Annotated in this window: 10 protein-coding genes; 3 read left to right on the top strand and 7 right to left on the bottom strand. The window is 63.6% G+C overall.

Annotated features, from left to right (window positions below; translation table 11 throughout):
* Positions 1-218: 218 nt before the first annotated feature.
* Positions 219-2,531 carry a transketolase-like TK C-terminal-containing protein gene (locus A0W34_RS00415; protein ID WP_081557163.1) on the top strand — a complete coding sequence of 771 codons (2,313 nt, stop codon included), beginning with the start codon at positions 219-221 and terminating at the stop codon, positions 2,529-2,531.
* A gap of 73 nt (positions 2,532-2,604) precedes the next feature.
* Here A0W34_RS00415 and A0W34_RS00410 read toward each other — a convergent pair whose 3' ends face one another.
* Together A0W34_RS00410 and A0W34_RS00405 are read right to left on the bottom strand one after the other, a co-directional pair.
* Positions 2,605-4,224: an ABC transporter substrate-binding protein gene (locus tag A0W34_RS00410; protein ID WP_042453342.1), complete on the bottom strand. Its 1,620-nt coding sequence runs from the start codon at positions 4,222-4,224 to the stop codon at positions 2,605-2,607.
* 174 nt (positions 4,225-4,398) lie between these two features.
* Entirely contained in the window at positions 4,399-4,689 is a 291-nt protein-coding gene (locus tag A0W34_RS00405; protein WP_003943546.1) for a putative quinol monooxygenase, read from the bottom strand.
* A gap of 71 nt (positions 4,690-4,760) precedes the next feature.
* On the opposite strand from A0W34_RS00405, the gene A0W34_RS00400 reads away from it, so the two are divergent.
* Positions 4,761-5,663 carry an SDR family NAD(P)-dependent oxidoreductase gene (locus tag A0W34_RS00400; protein WP_003943614.1) on the top strand — a complete coding sequence of 301 codons (903 nt, stop codon included), beginning with the start codon at positions 4,761-4,763 and terminating at the stop codon, positions 5,661-5,663.
* Between the two features lies 1 nt (position 5,664).
* Here the strand turns inward: A0W34_RS00400 and A0W34_RS00395 are convergent, their stop codons facing one another.
* Positions 5,665-6,390, bottom strand: coding sequence for a hypothetical protein (locus A0W34_RS00395; RefSeq protein ID WP_054781541.1), 726 nt, complete (start codon positions 6,388-6,390; stop codon positions 5,665-5,667).
* 149 nt (positions 6,391-6,539) lie between these two features.
* Entirely contained in the window at positions 6,540-7,412 is an 873-nt protein-coding gene (locus A0W34_RS00390) for a hypothetical protein (RefSeq protein WP_003943530.1), read from the bottom strand.
* Between the two features lie 213 nt (positions 7,413-7,625).
* Here A0W34_RS00390 and A0W34_RS00385 point away from each other — a divergent pair, with 213 nt between their 5' ends.
* Positions 7,626-8,177: a DUF732 domain-containing protein gene (locus A0W34_RS00385; RefSeq protein WP_081557162.1), complete on the top strand. Its 552-nt coding sequence runs from the start codon at positions 7,626-7,628 to the stop codon at positions 8,175-8,177.
* On the opposite strand, the gene A0W34_RS00380 is transcribed toward A0W34_RS00385, so the two are convergent.
* From A0W34_RS00380 to gltB, 3 genes are all read right to left on the bottom strand, one after another.
* A complete protein-coding gene (locus tag A0W34_RS00380; RefSeq protein ID WP_007735797.1) occupies positions 8,178-9,074 on the bottom strand; it encodes a cutinase family protein in 897 nt (298 codons plus the stop codon).
* A gap of 184 nt (positions 9,075-9,258) precedes the next feature.
* Positions 9,259-10,710 carry a glutamate synthase subunit beta gene (locus tag A0W34_RS00375; protein ID WP_003943594.1) on the bottom strand — a complete coding sequence of 484 codons (1,452 nt, stop codon included), beginning with the start codon at positions 10,708-10,710 and terminating at the stop codon, positions 9,259-9,261.
* The gene (gene gltB / locus A0W34_RS00370; protein ID WP_042453347.1) at positions 10,703-15,301 is read right to left on the bottom strand and encodes a glutamate synthase large subunit; all 4,599 of its coding nucleotides are present in this window, start codon (positions 15,299-15,301) and stop codon (positions 10,703-10,705) included. Before gltB ends, A0W34_RS00375 begins: the two co-directional genes overlap by 8 nt.
* Between the last annotated feature and the right edge of the window lie 267 nt (positions 15,302-15,568).

Here is a 15,568-nt window from a genome sequence, read left to right as displayed (position 1 = left end):
GCTCAATCCACCGGGTAGCTATTGCTCAATCTGTATGCCGATGATGGACTTTGACGCAGAATCTGCACAACAGATCGACAGGTGCGGCTGGACTTTGCCGCACCGAACGGTTCGGCCTCAGGAAGTCCTGCCAAACATCACAACCACATCGTCGGCCCCACGATCTGGGGTACAGGCGGTGCGGTGATCGATGTCCACTACTGAAGGCAGGACCGGCCGTGAACAGCCCCAACATCGACCAGAACGCTCCCGAGTCACTGGCGGAGATCGAGAAGCGCGTTCTGTGGTTGTCGACCGCGATGATCCATCACGCCAACCGTGTCCGTCCGAATCCCAGCGGGCTCAAGGTCGGCGGCCATCAGGCCTCGTGCGCGTCGATGGTCTCGATCATGACGTCCCTGTGGTTCGGCCAACTTCGTTCCGGCGACCGGGTTTCCGTCAAGCCGCATGCGGCGCCGGTGCTCCACGGCATCAACTATCTCCTCGGTGAACTCGACGAGTCCTACCTGACGACTCTGCGCGAATTCGGGGGCCTGCAGAGCTACCCGAGTCGATCGAAAGATCCTGATCCGGTGGATTATTCGACCGGTTCGGTGGGCATCGGCGCGACGGCTCCCATCTGGGGCGCCATCGCTCGCCGATACGTCGACGCCTCCCTCGGCGGCGCCGGAACCGGGCGTCAGTACTCCCTGGTCGGTGACGCCGAACTCGACGAGGGCGCGGTGTGGGAAGCAGTTCTCGATCATTCGGTTGCCGAACTGGGTGAGATCGTGTGGATAGTCGACCTCAACCGCCAATCACTCGACCGGGTGGTGCCGAACATCGCGGCAACCCGCCTGGAGCGCATGTTCTCGGGTGCCGGCTGGCAGGTCATCACCGTGAAGTTCGGTGCGCTGCTGGAATCACTGTTCACCCGGCCGGGCGGCACCGCGTTGCGCGAACGAATCCTGGACATGCCGAATCCGGAGTACCAGCGCCTGCTGCGATGCACGGCCGACGAGGTACGTCTGAGACTGCCCGGCGACGCGGCGGACGCCGACGCGATCACGGCGCTGATCGACGACCTCGACGACGCCACGGTGCTCGAGGCCATCCGCAATCTCGGTGGCCACGACCTCGACGCTCTGCGAGAGGCGTACGCACAGATCGACGACACCCGTCCCACCGTGATCATCGCGTACACGATCAAGGGTCGGGGTCTGCCGACGCAGGGTCATCCGCAGAACCACTCGTCGCTGCTCACCGCCGAGCAGTTCGAGCACCTGGCGGCGGAACTCGGCATGGATCCGTCGAAGCCCTGGGAACAGTTCGAGACCGACAGCCCGTCCGGCCGCATCTGCGCCGAAACCGCTGGGCGCCTGACTCGCCCGAAGGTGGAGCATCTGGTGCCCCCGGCAGTTCCGAAAGACATCGGCCGTACGCCCTCCGGCACGTCCACCACTCAGGCAGCTCTCGGCCGGGTACTACTCGACCTGAGCCGCGAAGCGCCGGACGCCGCGAAACGTGTTGTCACACTGAGCCCGGACGTCAGTTCCACCACCAACCTCGCAGGCTGGCTGAACAAGGTCGGGGTCTGGTCCCCCGACGAGCGGCACAACTGGTTTGCCGACGACGCCGAAACGATCATGCACTGGCGTGAGAAGCCCACCGGTCAGCACATGGAACTCGGTATCGCCGAGACCAACCTGGTCGGACTGATGGGCGAACTCGGTGCAACCTGGAGTCGTTGGGGCCAGCCACTCTTCCCTATCGGCGTGATGTACGACCCCTTCATCGAGCGGGCTCTCGAACCGTGGTCGTACGGCATCTACGCCGGTGGACAGTCGATCATGGTCGGCACTCCGTCGGGCGTCACCTTGGCCGCCGAAGGTGGTGCGCACCAGTCGATCAAGACCCCGTCCATCGGACTGGAACAGCCGGGTTGCACCAGTTTCGAACCGGCATTCGCCGTCGACGTGGAGTGGACGCTCCTCGACAGCATCGGACGCCTGGGCCGACCAGACGGCAGCTCGTCGTACCTGCGCCTGTCGACCCGTCCGGTCGATCAGGCCCTGGCCGCGGTACCGACCGATCCGGCTGCGCGAGAACGCCGTCGACGTCAGGTGGTGGCCGGCGCGTACACACTGCGGCACAACCCTGATCCGGCCGTCACCCTGGTCGGCATGGGTGCCACTGTCACCGAAACACTGGTCGCAGCCGAAAGACTGGGCGAGCAGGGCATTTCCGCCGACGTCGTCTGCGTGACCAGCCCCGGCTTGCTCTTCGAAGCACTCCAGTCTCGGCGCGGTCTCGCGGACGGTCCGTCGTGGATCCTGGATCAGGTCTTTCCGAGTAGCCGGTCCGCGCCGATGGTGACCGTTCTCGACGGGCACCCGCACACCCTCGCGTTCCTGACGGGAATCAACAACGTTCCGGGTGCTGCGCTCGGAGTGAGCCGGTTCGGTCAGGTCGGTTCGCTCGAGGACGTCTACCGAAACCACGGCCTCGACTCCGACAGCATCGTCCGCGCTGCCCTCGATCTCACTTCTTGATCTATCCCACTCTCTGATGCCGAGAAGCGTCCCCGCAGGGACGCTTCTCGGGTCCATTCAGTCATTCAGGTGTCTAGTTCTTCCAGGCCTTGTCGAAGAACATGATTCCGTCCAGGCTCTGCTGAATGCCGTGGACGTTCTGTCCCCACACACCGAGCCACGGGGTGTTGCCGTAAACCTGCCACGGCACAACCTCATTGGCGCGCTCCTGGATCTTGGCGAGCACCTCGATCTTCGAGTCGGTCGACGTCGCGACACCCAATTGATCGAGCAGCGTATCCATCTCGGGGTCGGAGAAGCTCGTGGCGTTGTTTCGTCCACCCGACTTGAGATTGGAGTACAGACGCTCGAAAGGATCGGCTTCCGCGAGGCTGGCGGAACCTGTTGCCATGTCGAAGTCGCGGTCGGCGTACAAACGCTTGACGACGTCGGCAACCGAGTTGACGTACTCGATCTGGAAATCGAATCCGACGGCGTTGGCCATCGACTGCAGTGCGAGAGCCATCGCCTGCGCCGAATTCTCCTGCAGCGTCAGGTATGTGATCTTGCCGTCGTAACCGTCAGCCTTGGCCTCGTCGAGAAGCTGCTTCGCCTTGGCGGTGTCGACGCCGATCGGAGCGACGTCGTTATGCCAGCGGGAGGTGTCCTGGAAGATGACCTGTCCGGGCAGACCCTTGCCCTCGTTGAGTCGGTTGTCGAGTGCGACGGGATCGGTTGCGAGCGCCAATGCCTGACGGATGCGCACGTCGGCACCGGGACGACCGGGTGCCGTGTTGACGAGCGAGAGGTACGACAGCGACGGAATGTCGACGAAGCCCGGGTAGCCGGAGTCGATCAGATCCAGCACGTTCGGTAGCGAACGCATGTATGCGACGTCCGTGCCGCCGCTCTTGAGCGATTCGGTGGTGGACTGCGAACCGACAATGCTGATCAACCGCAGCTTGTCCACGTTCGGGGCACCGTCGAAGTAGTCCTCCCGAGCGTCGAGGATCAATTCCTCGTTGGGAGCGAACTTCTCGAGGGTGAAGGCACCCGCGCCGATCGGGGTGAACTGATCACCTTGCTGGGCGCTCGGCGCGACGATCATGCCGGGGCCCGTCGAGAGCAGTGACTCGATACCGGTCCACGGGTCGACGAGATTGAAGACGACCGTCGACGGATCCGGAGTGTCTACCGACGCGACCTTCGACGCGTACAGACTCGACTGCGGTCCCTTGTTGGTGACGTAGCGATTGAGGCTCGCCGAGACGGCCGCCGAATCCACCGGCGTCCCGTCGCTGAACTTCACACCGTCACGCAGTTCGAGGGTCCACGTCTTGAAGTCGGAACTCGGCTCCATCGACTCTGCGAGCTTCGGAACGAATTCCTTGGACGCCGGGTCGTACCGCAGGAGCGTGTCGTAGATCGCGCCCAACTCCGAACCGGCGACCGAACCGGCGATCTGAGTCTTCGCCGGATCGAGATTGGTGACGGCGGAGTACCCGCTGAACGTGAGGGTGCCGCCCTTGACCGGATCGCCCTCGCCGGACTGCTCGTTGACCGGGCCGATGGACAATCCCGAACCGGAGTCCGGTGCGTCGCCGCTCCCACCCCCGTTCCCGCTGTCAGCGCACGACGAGACGAACAGGCCGGCGGAGACTGCCAGCGCGACGGCGGCAACCTTGCGGTGACCGCGCCGAGAACTGCGACTCATTCAAAACCTCCAGGTCAGAAACTGTGATGTGAAGCATTGTCGAGACAGTTTGTGACTTAAGGCACAGGTATTAGTCGCAGGTCCCGCTCAGTGGAATGAAGCGCGACGATTGGTCAGTTTTCGAGCGACATTCGCAGGTCAGACCCTTAGCGAAGGTCAGGAATTCATTCTGATTCAGGCGCCTTTCAACGGATGAATCGCCGGAGCGCCGTCGAGAAGTGGTCCGGCAGCGGCCAGCGCGGCCTGTAGATGCGGGGACTGCATGTGAGCGTCCAACTCCTCCTGCCCGCGCCAAGTTTCGATCGTGACGAACGTGCCGGGCGCAGCCGCTGACTCGAACAACTCGTACGACACACAGCCGTCCTCGGACCGACTCGCCTCCGCGAGAGTTGTCAGAGCCGATCGGACGTCGTCCTCGGAACCGGACTTGGCCGGGATGGTTGCAACTACACGAAGCTCGCTCATCGGATACCTTTCGCAGAGGGGAAGTCAGCTAGAGACACACGCCACAAACGTACACACGAAAAGGGCAACCAATGGGGCTACTGAAGGACGTCACCGGCTGGCGACGCGGAACGAAGTTGCAGCGTCGACTGCGCGATCTCACCGGCACGCTGGTGGTGATCACCGGTGCGGGCAGCGGCATCGGGCGTGAAACGGCCCTCGCCTTCGCCGCCCAGGGAGCTATCGTCGTGGTCTCCGACATCAATCTTGAAAGCGCGCAGGACACTGCGGCACTTGTAAACATCCCTTCGCAAGCGGGCGGCGCCGAAGCAGTGTTCGGTGGCGGTGCCCACGCCTATCAGGTGGACGTGTCCGACGAACAGGCCGTGATTCGGTTCGCGGAGACCGTCGCGGCACATCACGGCGTACCGGACATCGTCGTCAACAACGCTGGAATCGGGTTCTCCGGGACATTCGCCGACACCGAGCAGCGCCAGTTCGAGCGCGTCATGGACATCAACTTCTGGGGAGTTGTCTACGGCTGCCGGGCATTTACCCCGATGATGATCGACCGGGGAACAGGAGGGCACGTCGTCAATCTGTCCTCGGCCGCCGCGTACACACCACAGAAGGCCCTCACCGCGTATTCGACAAGCAAAGCAGCGGTATTCATGCTCTCGGATTGCCTACGGGCAGAGCTGCTTCCACACGGCATCGGCGTCAGCACCATCTGCCCCGGCCTCGTTCACACGAACATCCTCAAGACCACCGAGTTCGCCGGGACCACCGCCGAGGAGCAGCTCGAGAACCAGACCAAGGTCGACAACTTCTACCGCAAGCGCAACTTCACGCCTGACCGAGTCGCCAGTGCCATCGTGAAAGCGGTTCGCACGAACAAGGCCGTCGTACCCGTGACCGTCGAAGCCAAGCTCGGACGCACGATCAGCCGGTTGTCTCCCGGGTCGATGCGCGTCGGAGCTCGGTTCGAGATCTAGGTCAGCTTCCGAAACTCAGGCTGCCCGTGAAACCCTGCTGCACATCGGCTTCCGAGCGGGGAAGAACCTCGTAGGTGCTGGCGTACTGGCCACTGAAACCGGTGACGGTGATCGGGCGTCCGACGGCGACGGCATCGAGGTCGATTCCGGTCTGTGTGTTGACGAAGATGACGGTGTTTCCCTCGGCGCCCGAGACCAGGATCTTGTGGCCGTACGGCAGATCGTCGACGACGGGTCCGCTCACGATTCCGGACACCGTCACGAGACGACCTTCACTGCCCTCACCGATTGCATTGAGGGGCAGTCGCGCCGGGCTGATCTGGGTAGTCGTGCCGATTACCTCGACGGCAGTCGGGCGGACGACGAGCAGGCCTTCCTGATCCGCGAGGACTCCGGTGACCTGAACCCGATCGCCGAGAACAACCCCGGAATTGTTCGGATCGCTGATGTAAATGCCCGAATTGCCGCTCTGGAGACCAAAGCCCTTGTCGTAGAAGCTGGATTCGAACACTCCAGACGGCGTAGTCGCGGTTCCCACGACGGTGACCGTCGTTCCGATGGCCTGCGCACGGGCTGCCGCGATGGAGTCCGCGGACACCTCACCGACAACTGCTGCCGGCTCCGCCGTCGCTGCAGTACCGACAAACATGGTGGCTGCAGCCGCAACTGCCAGTGCCGTCACACCCCGGCGCAGGACCGGACTCGCAAGAACGCTGTCTCGAAACATGTTTGAGGACTCCCCTGTGATTTCGTGGCCGCGCAGGTGCTCCTGATGGAGTCCGCCTTCGCCCACCCTGAGGCACAGGTTATTACAGGTCGGACGCCGCAGCGGTGGTGACATTCCGCCACCACCGCTGCTTCAAGGCATCCGAGTTTTCAGGAACCGGAGCTTCCGGACGAACCGCTCGAGCCACTGGAACCGCTGGATCCTGTTCCGCCACCGAGATCGTCGAGAGGATCGCTACCGGTGAGGCCGCCCGGGTACAGGTAGGCGTCGGAGATCGTGCTGAGCGAGGTTCCCGACGTGGCCGGTACCTTTGCTCGCCAGTTGACGATCGGGTTCAGCACTCCGAACGGTCCGCAACCACTGGCGGCGGGCAGCGCGAAGCCGGTGGCCTGGTTCCCGACCGGGCTCACCTTCAGTGCATTGTCCGGGAGCACCGTGTAGGTCGGTACCACCGACGGGTCAGGCGCGAGACGAAGATTCACCGGCGCAGCCGCGGAGCCCAGGTAGCAGTTGTCGCCGAGGAACGCGTTGTTGATCTTCATCCGCACCGGGATGCTCAGATCCATGTCGGTGATGATGCCGTTGAGGGTCGGGGCAGCGGTCGCCTCCACCTCGGCGGTGACTGCGGCGAGGCCGAACAGATTGCCGAACGGCAGGTCGATTCCGAGGACTCCACCCGGAACGGTCAACGGCTTGGAGTAGACACCGTGGTGTCCGTCGTCGCGCGGGAGAAGAACGGTGGACTCACCTTCACCGGAGCCGGCCTCGGCGGCGATGATCATGTCGCCTTTTCCGATCGGGAGGTTGAAGCCGTTGTTGTCGAAGGTTCCGCTCTGAACCACAACCGACACACAGGATTCGGCAGTAGCCGGACACACTGCGGCACCGGGTATCGAATTGTCGACCGGATCCTGAGCCGAGGCCATCGGCGCCGCGAACGCGAGGACCGCACCTGCGGTACCTGCAATGACGGCCACGCGCGTGCCGAGACGTCTGTTGCCGTTCTTGTGAGATTTCTGCACTGATTTCTCCCTGCCGTTTATGTGATGGGGGACGAAACTCGCAGTCATTGCTTGTGTTTCGACCGCCGCCGACAAGGTCTTTGCGGTGTGCTCCTACTCACAAGTAACAACTGAACAGATGTATATCACAGGACTTCGACTTAAAAACAGGGCAAAAGGGAGTTTCCTTAAAACGGACAAAATAAGCGGTACGGTGTGTAACACTCACGGGTGATGAACACGAACAGACTGGTCCTCTGCGTCGCGGCAGCGGGCCTACTCCTCAGCGGCTGCAGCAGCCAATCCGACAGCGACGCATCGGAATCCACTTCTGCTGCCACCAGCACGTCGGTCGCGGCGACGTCGAGTTCGACTGCCCCCAGTACGCTTTCCGAGCTGCCGACCAGCCCGCTCGCCGCAACAACACCGGAAGCCGCGCCGAGCGTCGTCGAATCGACGCCACCGGCGGTATCACTACCGGTAGCGCCACCGGCGAACGCACCAATCGATGCACGCTCACCGGAAGAGATCGTCGCGAACGCAGGCGAGAAGGGACAGCGGTATATCGCCGCGCTGCGTCTGGCCGGGATCCCGCCCGCCGGAATGGATTCCGCAGAGATCCTCTACGCCGACGGCACCTGCAAGGCTCTCGCTGACGGTATGCCTCGGTCCGAAGTGCTGGCGGAGTTCAACTCCGTCGGCGAGGTGTACTCACAGATCACGCCGATGTCCTCGCAGCGCGTTGCCGAGATCTACGTCGACACGGCGGAGCAGACGTACTGCTGATCAGGCCTTGCCGGCCAACCAGCCGTGCAGCCAGGATGTAGCCGAATTGCCTGCGCCGTCAACGACGTAACGCGTGTAGTCGGTGTGGACCTGCGAGCCGTAGAAGTCGACCAGTTGATCGATGCGCCGCGAGTTCGCGCCCGGATCGAGCTGGGCCATCAAAGCGGGGAGACCGCCTGCGGTGATCAGATCATTGACGATCACGGCGGCCTCGTCGCGCAGCGCGAGCGCACTGGCCGGAGTGGGATCGGACGCCTGAGCCATGAATCCGGCCAGACGCATCACGAAATCGTCCTTCGGCGTCGAGCAGTACAGGTCACCGACCGCGCACAGCGTCACCGTTTTGCCTGACAGCCAACCGAATCCACCGATGCGAGGGCCGCTGGCACCGTTGCCTCCGACAGCGGGGCCGATCAGGACGTCGGACTCGGAACGACGGGGATCGGACAGCAAGCCGACGCCCTCGACGCGAGTCGGGGGGACAACGCCGATGCCGGTTCCGATCTCTGCAGCGAGATCGCCTGCCGCGTCGGCGCCCTGGCTGTATCCGACGATGGCGAAGCGAGTGTCACCGCACGAGGCGGCCATGGCGCCGATCATGCCGCGGGCATTGTCGACAGCCTGCTGCTTCGACTTGGCGTAGACGTTGGATTCCCAAGGAAAGGCCGTCGCCGAGTAGGTGACGTAATCGGTGCGTACGGAGCCCGGAAGCCCGTTGGTCACCGGGGCGAGCATGCCGGCGCCGGGCCTGGTGCCCGAGGGCTCCCAGGTTCCCGGGATGGCCACGACGTACAGGCTGGGGCAGGGATCAGCCGACGCCACGGGAGCACTGACAACCGGTACCACTACTGCCGCAGCAAGTGCCGACAACACCGCAACGAGACGCCTCGCACGCATGAAACTCCCCTGTTTTACCTTCAGCAACCCATACACCACTATCGGTGCTCCGGAATCATACTGTCTGGGCGTTGTGTCTGTCCGATGCACGATTGATGAAGGTTTGTTACAGATCGTGCGAATTGCTTGCAGAAACAAAGCCGCACCCCACCGAATGCGGTGGGGTGCGGCTTGGTGAGAGCCTCTAGCGCTGCGGAGCCGCTGTCGGGTGGATCGGTGACGGAAGGGCCGTGACACCCTCGAGGTAGGTGTCCACAGCGGCTGCTGCGGAACGTCCCTCGGCGATGGCCCAGACGATCAGGGACTGACCGCGGCCCATGTCGCCGGCCACGAACACGCCGTCGACGTTGGTGTTCCACTTCGACGTGCGGGCGACGTTGCCACGCTCGTTCAAGTCGACACCGAGATCGGTGAGCAGACCCGGCTTCTCGGGACCGACGAAGCCCATGGCCAGGAGCACGAGATCGGCTTCGAGCTCGAAGTCCGAGCCCTCGACCTTCTCGAAGCGACCCGACTTCATCTCGACCTCGTGAGCCTTGAGTCCGGTGACCTTGCCGTTTTCACCGACGAAGTTCTCGGTGTTGACGGAGAACAGACGCTCGCCGCCCTCCTCGTGAGCCGAAGCCACGCGGAACATGAGCGGGTACGTCGGCCACGGAGTCTGCTCGGCGCGAGTCTCCGGCGGACGCGGCATGATCTCGAACTGGTGGACGCTGGCCGCACCCTGACGGTGCGAGGTGCCGAGGCAGTCCGCTCCGGTGTCGCCGCCGCCGATGATGACAACCTTCTTGCCCTCAGCGGTGATGGTGGGAGCGTCGAGGTCACCCAACTGCACGCGGTTGGCGATCGGCAGGAACTCCATCGCCTGGTGGATGCCGTCCAGTTCGCGGCCCGGGATCGGAAGATCGCGAGCTGCCGTGGCGCCGCCGGCCAGAACCACTGCGTCGAACTGCTCACGCAGCTCGTCCGCGGTGATGTCCACACCGACATTGACGTTGGTCTTGAAGACGGTGCCTTCGGCTTCCATCTGCTCGAGACGGCGGTCGATGTGCCGCTTCTCCATCTTGAACTCGGGGATGCCGTAGCGCAGCAGGCCGCCGATGCGGTCTGCCCGCTCGAAGACCGTCACTGCGTGACCGGCGCGGGTCAGCTGCTGCGCTGCAGCCAGACCGGCCGGACCACTGCCGACAACCGCAACCTTCTTGTTGGTGGCGTGCGCGGCGCGAACCGGCTTGACCCACCCTTCGTCGAAGGCCTTGTCGATGATCTCGACCTCGACCTGCTTGATGGTGACCGGATCCTGGTTGATGCCCAGGACACAGGACGCCTCACAGGGTGCGGGGCACAGACGACCGGTGAACTCCGGGAAGTTGTTGGTCGCGTGCAGACGCTCGATGGCGTCGTGCCAGTGGTCCTTGTAGACCAGGTCGTTCCACTCGGGAATCAAGTTTCCGAGAGGGCAACCGTTGTGGCAGAAAGGAATTCCGCAGTCCATGCAACGGCTGGCCTGGGTCTTGAGGGTTTCCTTCGGGAACTCCTCGTAGACCTCTTTCCAGTCGAGCAGGCGCAACGGCACCGGCCGGCGAACCGGAAGTTCGCGCGACGTGTGCTTCAGGAAGCCGCTTGGATCACCCACGAGCTGCCTCCATAACTGCCTCGTCCACGTTCTTGCCATCCTTCTCTGCGGCCGCGATGGCCAAAAGAACCTTCTTGTAGTCGCGGGGCATCACCTTTGCGAAGTGACCCACCTGCTGCGACCAGTCAGCGAGGATGCGCGTGGCAACCTCGGAGCCGGTTTCGTCGCGATGACGTTCGATGGCGCCCTTCAACCAGGTGAAGTCGTCGCCCGAAAGATCCTCGAGGTCCACCAGTTCGGTGTTGAGGTTCTTCTCGAATGCCTTGTCGGGGTTGTAGATGTACGCGACGCCACCGGACATGCCGGCGCCGAAGTTACGTCCGGTGGCTCCGAGGATGACCACCTTTCCACCCGTCATGTACTCGCAACCATGATCGCCCACACCCTCGACGACGGCAGTGGCGCCGGAGTTACGGACTGCGAAGCGTTCGCCGACGACACCGCGAAGCAGAGCCTCGCCGCTGGTGGCGCCGAACAGGATGACGTTGCCACCGATGATGTTGTCCTCGGCGACAAAGCCTTCCGCTGCATCCAGCGGCGGGCGTACGACGATGCGTCCACCCGAAAGGCCCTTGCCGACGAAGTCGTTGGCGTCGCCGTGCAGGCGCAGGGTCATACCGCTGGGCACGAAAGCACCGAAGCTGTTACCGGCGGAACCGGTGAACGTGATGTCGATGGTGCCCTCGGGCAAGCCCTCTCCACCGAACGCCTTGGTGACCTCGTGGCCGAGCATGGTGCCGACCGTGCGGTTGACGTTGGTGATCGCGGACTCGAAGGAGACCGCCTCACCCTTGTCGAGTGCGTTGCGGGCCGAGACGATCAACTGCTGATCGAGTGCCTTGTCGAGACCGTGATCCTGCGTGCCGGTGCAGTGGACGTCCTGGTCCATGAACGCGGACTCGACCTGGGTGAGGATCGGCGACAGATCGAGATTGCCTGCCTTGCTTCCCTTCCAGTGATCGAGAGCGCGCGTGGTGTCCAGCATGTCGACCTGGCCGACGGCTTCGAGCAGCGTGCGGAAGCCGAGTTCCGCGAGAAGCTCGCGAACCTCTTCGGCGATGAACATGAAGAAGTTCTCGACGAATTCCGGCTTGCCACTGAAACGCTGACGCAGCAACGGGTTCTGCGTCGCGACACCGACGGGGCAGGTGTCGAGGTGGCAGACGCGCATCATGATGCAGCCCGAGACAACCAGCGGTGCGGTGGCGAAACCGAACTCCTCGCCGCCGAGCAGGGCAGCGACGACGACGTCGCGACCCGTCTTGAGCTGGCCGTCGACCTGCACGACGATGCGGTCACGGAGACCGTTGAGCAGCAACGTCTGCTGGGTCTCGGCGAGGCCGAGTTCCCACGGTGCGCCCGCATGCTTGACGGAGGTCAGCGGGGTGGCACCGGTGCCACCGTCGTGACCGGAGATCAGAACGACGTCGGCATGTGCCTTGGAGACACCGGCCGCGACCGTTCCGACGCCGACCTCGGAGACCAGCTTCACGTGGATGCGGGCCTGCGGGTTGGCGTTCTTCAGGTCGTGGATCAGCTGAGCGAGATCCTCGATCGAGTAGATGTCGTGGTGCGGCGGCGGCGAAATCAGGCCGACGCCAGGCGTGGAGTGCCGAACCTCGGCCACCCACGGGTACACCTTGTGAGCCGGAAGCTGGCCGCCCTCACCGGGCTTGGCTCCCTGCGCCATCTTGATCTGGATGTCGGTGCAGTTGCTCAGGTAGTGCGAGGTGACACCGAAGCGTCCCGACGCGACCTGCTTGATGGCACTGCGACGCAGATCGCCGTTCTCGTCCGGCGTGAAGCGCGACGGATGTTCGCCGCCCTCACCGGAATTGGAGCGGGCGCCCAGACGGTTCATCGCGATGGCGAGAGTCTCGTGAGCCTCGGCGGAGATGGAGCCGTAGCTCATCGCGCCCGTCGAGAAACGCTTGACGATCTCGCTGGCCGGCTCGACCTCGTCGATCGAGATCGACGGCCGCTTGCCGATGTTGAAGTCGAACAGACCACGCAGAGCGGCAAGGCGCTCCGACTGGTCGTTGACCATGGTCGTGTACTCCTTGAACACCTCGTACTGACCTGTGCGAGTTGCGTGCTGGAGCTTGAAGACGGTGTCCGGGTTGAACAGGTGGTACTCGCCTTCACGACGCCACTGGTACTCGCCGCCGACCTCGAGCTCGCGGTGAGCGCGCTCTTCGGGGCGATCGAGGTATGCGACGGCGTGACGTGCCTGGACGTCGGCTGCGATCTGGTCGAGGCCGATGCCACCGAGCTGCGACTGCAGACCGGTGAAGTACTCGTCCGTCAGCTCCTGCGAGAGGCCGATGACCTGGAACAGCTGAGCACCGGTGTACGACGCGAGCGTCGAGATGCCCATCTTGGACATCACCTTCAGGACACCCTTGCCGGCGGCCTTGATGTAGTTCGCGATGCCCTTCTCGAGGGTCAGACCCTCGAGCTCGCCATTCTGCAGGAACTCGTCGATGGTCTCGAAAGCCATGTACGGGTTGACCGCTGCGGCACCGAAGCCGATGAGGAGCGCCATGTGGTGCACCTCGCGGGCGTCGCCGGCCTCGACGATGAGGCCGACCTTGGTGCGCGACTTCTCACGAACCAGGTGGTGGTGCACAGCCGAGGTGAGGAGCAGCGACGGGATCGGTGCGTAGTCCTCGGTGGACTCACGGTCCGAGAGCACGACGATGCGTGCGCCGCCCTCGATTGCCTGCGAGACCTGGTACTTGATGCCCTCGAGCGCACGACGGATACCGTCGCCGCCTTCCTTGACCGGGTACAGGCCGCGGATCACGACACTGCGGAAGCCCGGGAATTCGCCGTCGTCGTTGACGTGAACGAGCTTCGACAGATCGTCGTTGTGCAGGATCGGCTGCGGGAGCGCAATCTGCTTGCAGGAGTCCGCATTCGGGTGCAGCAGGTCGCCCTCGGGTCCGATGGTCGCGCCGAGGCTGGTGACGACCTCTTCACGGATCGCGTCGAGAGGCGGGTTGGTGACCTGGGCGAAGAGTTGCGAGAAGTAGTCGAACAGCATCCGCGGACGTGACGAGAGCACGGCGATCGGAGTGTCGGTACCCATCGAGCCCAGTGCCTCGGCACCGGAGAGTGCCATCGGCTTGACCAGCAGGTTGACCTCTTCGTTGGTGAAACCGAAGAGCTGCTGACGCAGCACGACGCGCTCGTGCGACATGTACGTGTACGGACGGTCCGGCAGGTCGTCCATGTGGATCAGACCTTCGTCGATCCACTGCTGGTACGGGTGCTCGGCAGCGAGTTCGTTCTTCAGTTCCTCGTCGCTGATGACCCGGCCCTGCGCGGTGTCCACGAGGAACATGCGGCCGGGCTGGAGGCGGACCTTGCGGACAACGGTGGACGGATCGATCGGCAGAACGCCGACCTCCGACGCCATGACGACGAGGCCGTCTTCGGTGATCCACAGACGCGACGGACGCAGACCGTTGCGGTCCAGCACGGCGCCGATGACGGTGCCGTCGGTGAAGCACACCGACGCCGGTCCGTCCCAGGGCTCCATGAGAGCCGAGTGGTACTCGTAGAACGCCCGACGAGCGGGGTCCATGCTCTCGTGCTTCTCCCAGGCTTCCGGGATCATCATGAGAACTGCGTGCGGCAGGCTGCGGCCGGCGAGGTGCAGCATCTCGAGCACCTCGTCGAAACGAGCGGTGTCACTGGCGCCCTGGGTGCAGATCGGGAAGATCTTGTCCAGGTTCTCGCGGCCACCGAAGACGTCGCTGTCGATCAGGGACTCGCGAGCGCGCATCCAGTTCTCGTTGCCGGTGACGGTGTTGATCTCACCGTTGTGAGCGACCCGGCGGAACGGGTGCGCCAGCGGCCACGACGGGAACGTGTTGGTGGAGAAGCGCGAGTGGACCAAGCCCAGTGCGCTCTCGACACGATCGTCCTGCAGGTCGAGGTAGAAACCCTTGAGCTGCGGGGTGGTGAGCATGCCCTTGTAGACGAACGTCTGGCCGGACAGGCTGGGGAAGTACACGGTCTCGCTACCCGGGCCACCCTTGCCGGCGCCTTCGGAGCCGAGTTCGTGCTCGGTGCGCTTACGCACCACGTATGCACGACGCTCGAGATCCATGCCGGTGTACTTGTCACCCTCGGAGCCGATGAAGATCTGACGGAACGTCGGCATCGCGTCGCGCGCCAGTGCGCCCAGCGAGGAGTCGTCGGTTCCGACCTCGCGCCAGCCGAGAACCTTCAGGCCCTCTTCGACGACGATCTTCTCGACTGCAGCAGCAGCCTCGTGTGCATCGGCATCGCCCTGCGGGAGGAATGCGATACCGGTTGCGTACGCGCCTTCGGCGGGCAGCGCGAAGTCCACGACAGCTCGGAAGAACTTGTCGGGAACCTGCAGCAGAATGCCCGCACCGTCACCCGTGTTGGGTTCGGATCCGGCAGCGCCGCGATGCTCGAGGTTGACCAGAGCGGTGATCGCCTTTTCGACGATGTCCCTGCTGCGGCGACCATGCATGTCGACAACAAATGCGACTCCACAGGAGTCGTGCTCATTGGACGGGTGATAGAGGCCCTGGGGGCCTGGAAGTTGCTTCATACCCAGCCTTCGTATGCCATAAAGATGCACCGACGACCAGCAGCGCTGATGGCCATCAACTTGCAATGCAAGTCCTTCAAAGCACCGACACGACGATGTGTTCGGTACCACCGAAGTAGCCGCCCTGCGCAGACGCGATGGTGTGCGTTCTGGCACCCGGCGACGTGAGTCTTCGGTCGGTTGAAACTTTTGTGAGTCAACCGTGTAACGAAAACGATAATTCAGAACCCCGGCACGGGCGCAACTAAGGTAGCCCTATAATTGCTC

The organism is Rhodococcus sp. BH4 (assembly GCF_002079265.1).
GTDB lineage: Bacteria > Actinomycetota > Actinomycetes > Mycobacteriales > Mycobacteriaceae > Rhodococcus_F > Rhodococcus_F qingshengii.
This window is presented reverse-complemented; position numbering and strand designations above follow the sequence as displayed.

Bases quoted from the DNA above. Each gene is read 5' to 3' on its own strand.
- A0W34_RS00405 (WP_003943546.1), bottom strand. From the start codon at position 4,689: ATGAGCGAGCTTCGTGTAGTTGCAACCATCCCGGCCAAGTCCGGTTCC.
- gltB (WP_042453347.1), bottom strand. From the start codon at position 15,301: ATGAAGCAACTTCCAGGCCCCCAGGGCCTCTATCACCCGTCCAATGAG.
- A0W34_RS00380 (WP_007735797.1), bottom strand. From the start codon at position 9,074: ATGCGTGCGAGGCGTCTCGTTGCGGTGTTGTCGGCACTTGCTGCGGCA.
- A0W34_RS00385 (WP_081557162.1), top strand. From the start codon at position 7,626: ATGAACACGAACAGACTGGTCCTCTGCGTCGCGGCAGCGGGCCTACTC.
- A0W34_RS00395 (WP_054781541.1), bottom strand. From the start codon at position 6,390: ATGTTTCGAGACAGCGTTCTTGCGAGTCCGGTCCTGCGCCGGGGTGTG.
- A0W34_RS00410 (WP_042453342.1), bottom strand. From the start codon at position 4,224: ATGAGTCGCAGTTCTCGGCGCGGTCACCGCAAGGTTGCCGCCGTCGCG.
- A0W34_RS00400 (WP_003943614.1), top strand. From the start codon at position 4,761: ATGGGGCTACTGAAGGACGTCACCGGCTGGCGACGCGGAACGAAGTTG.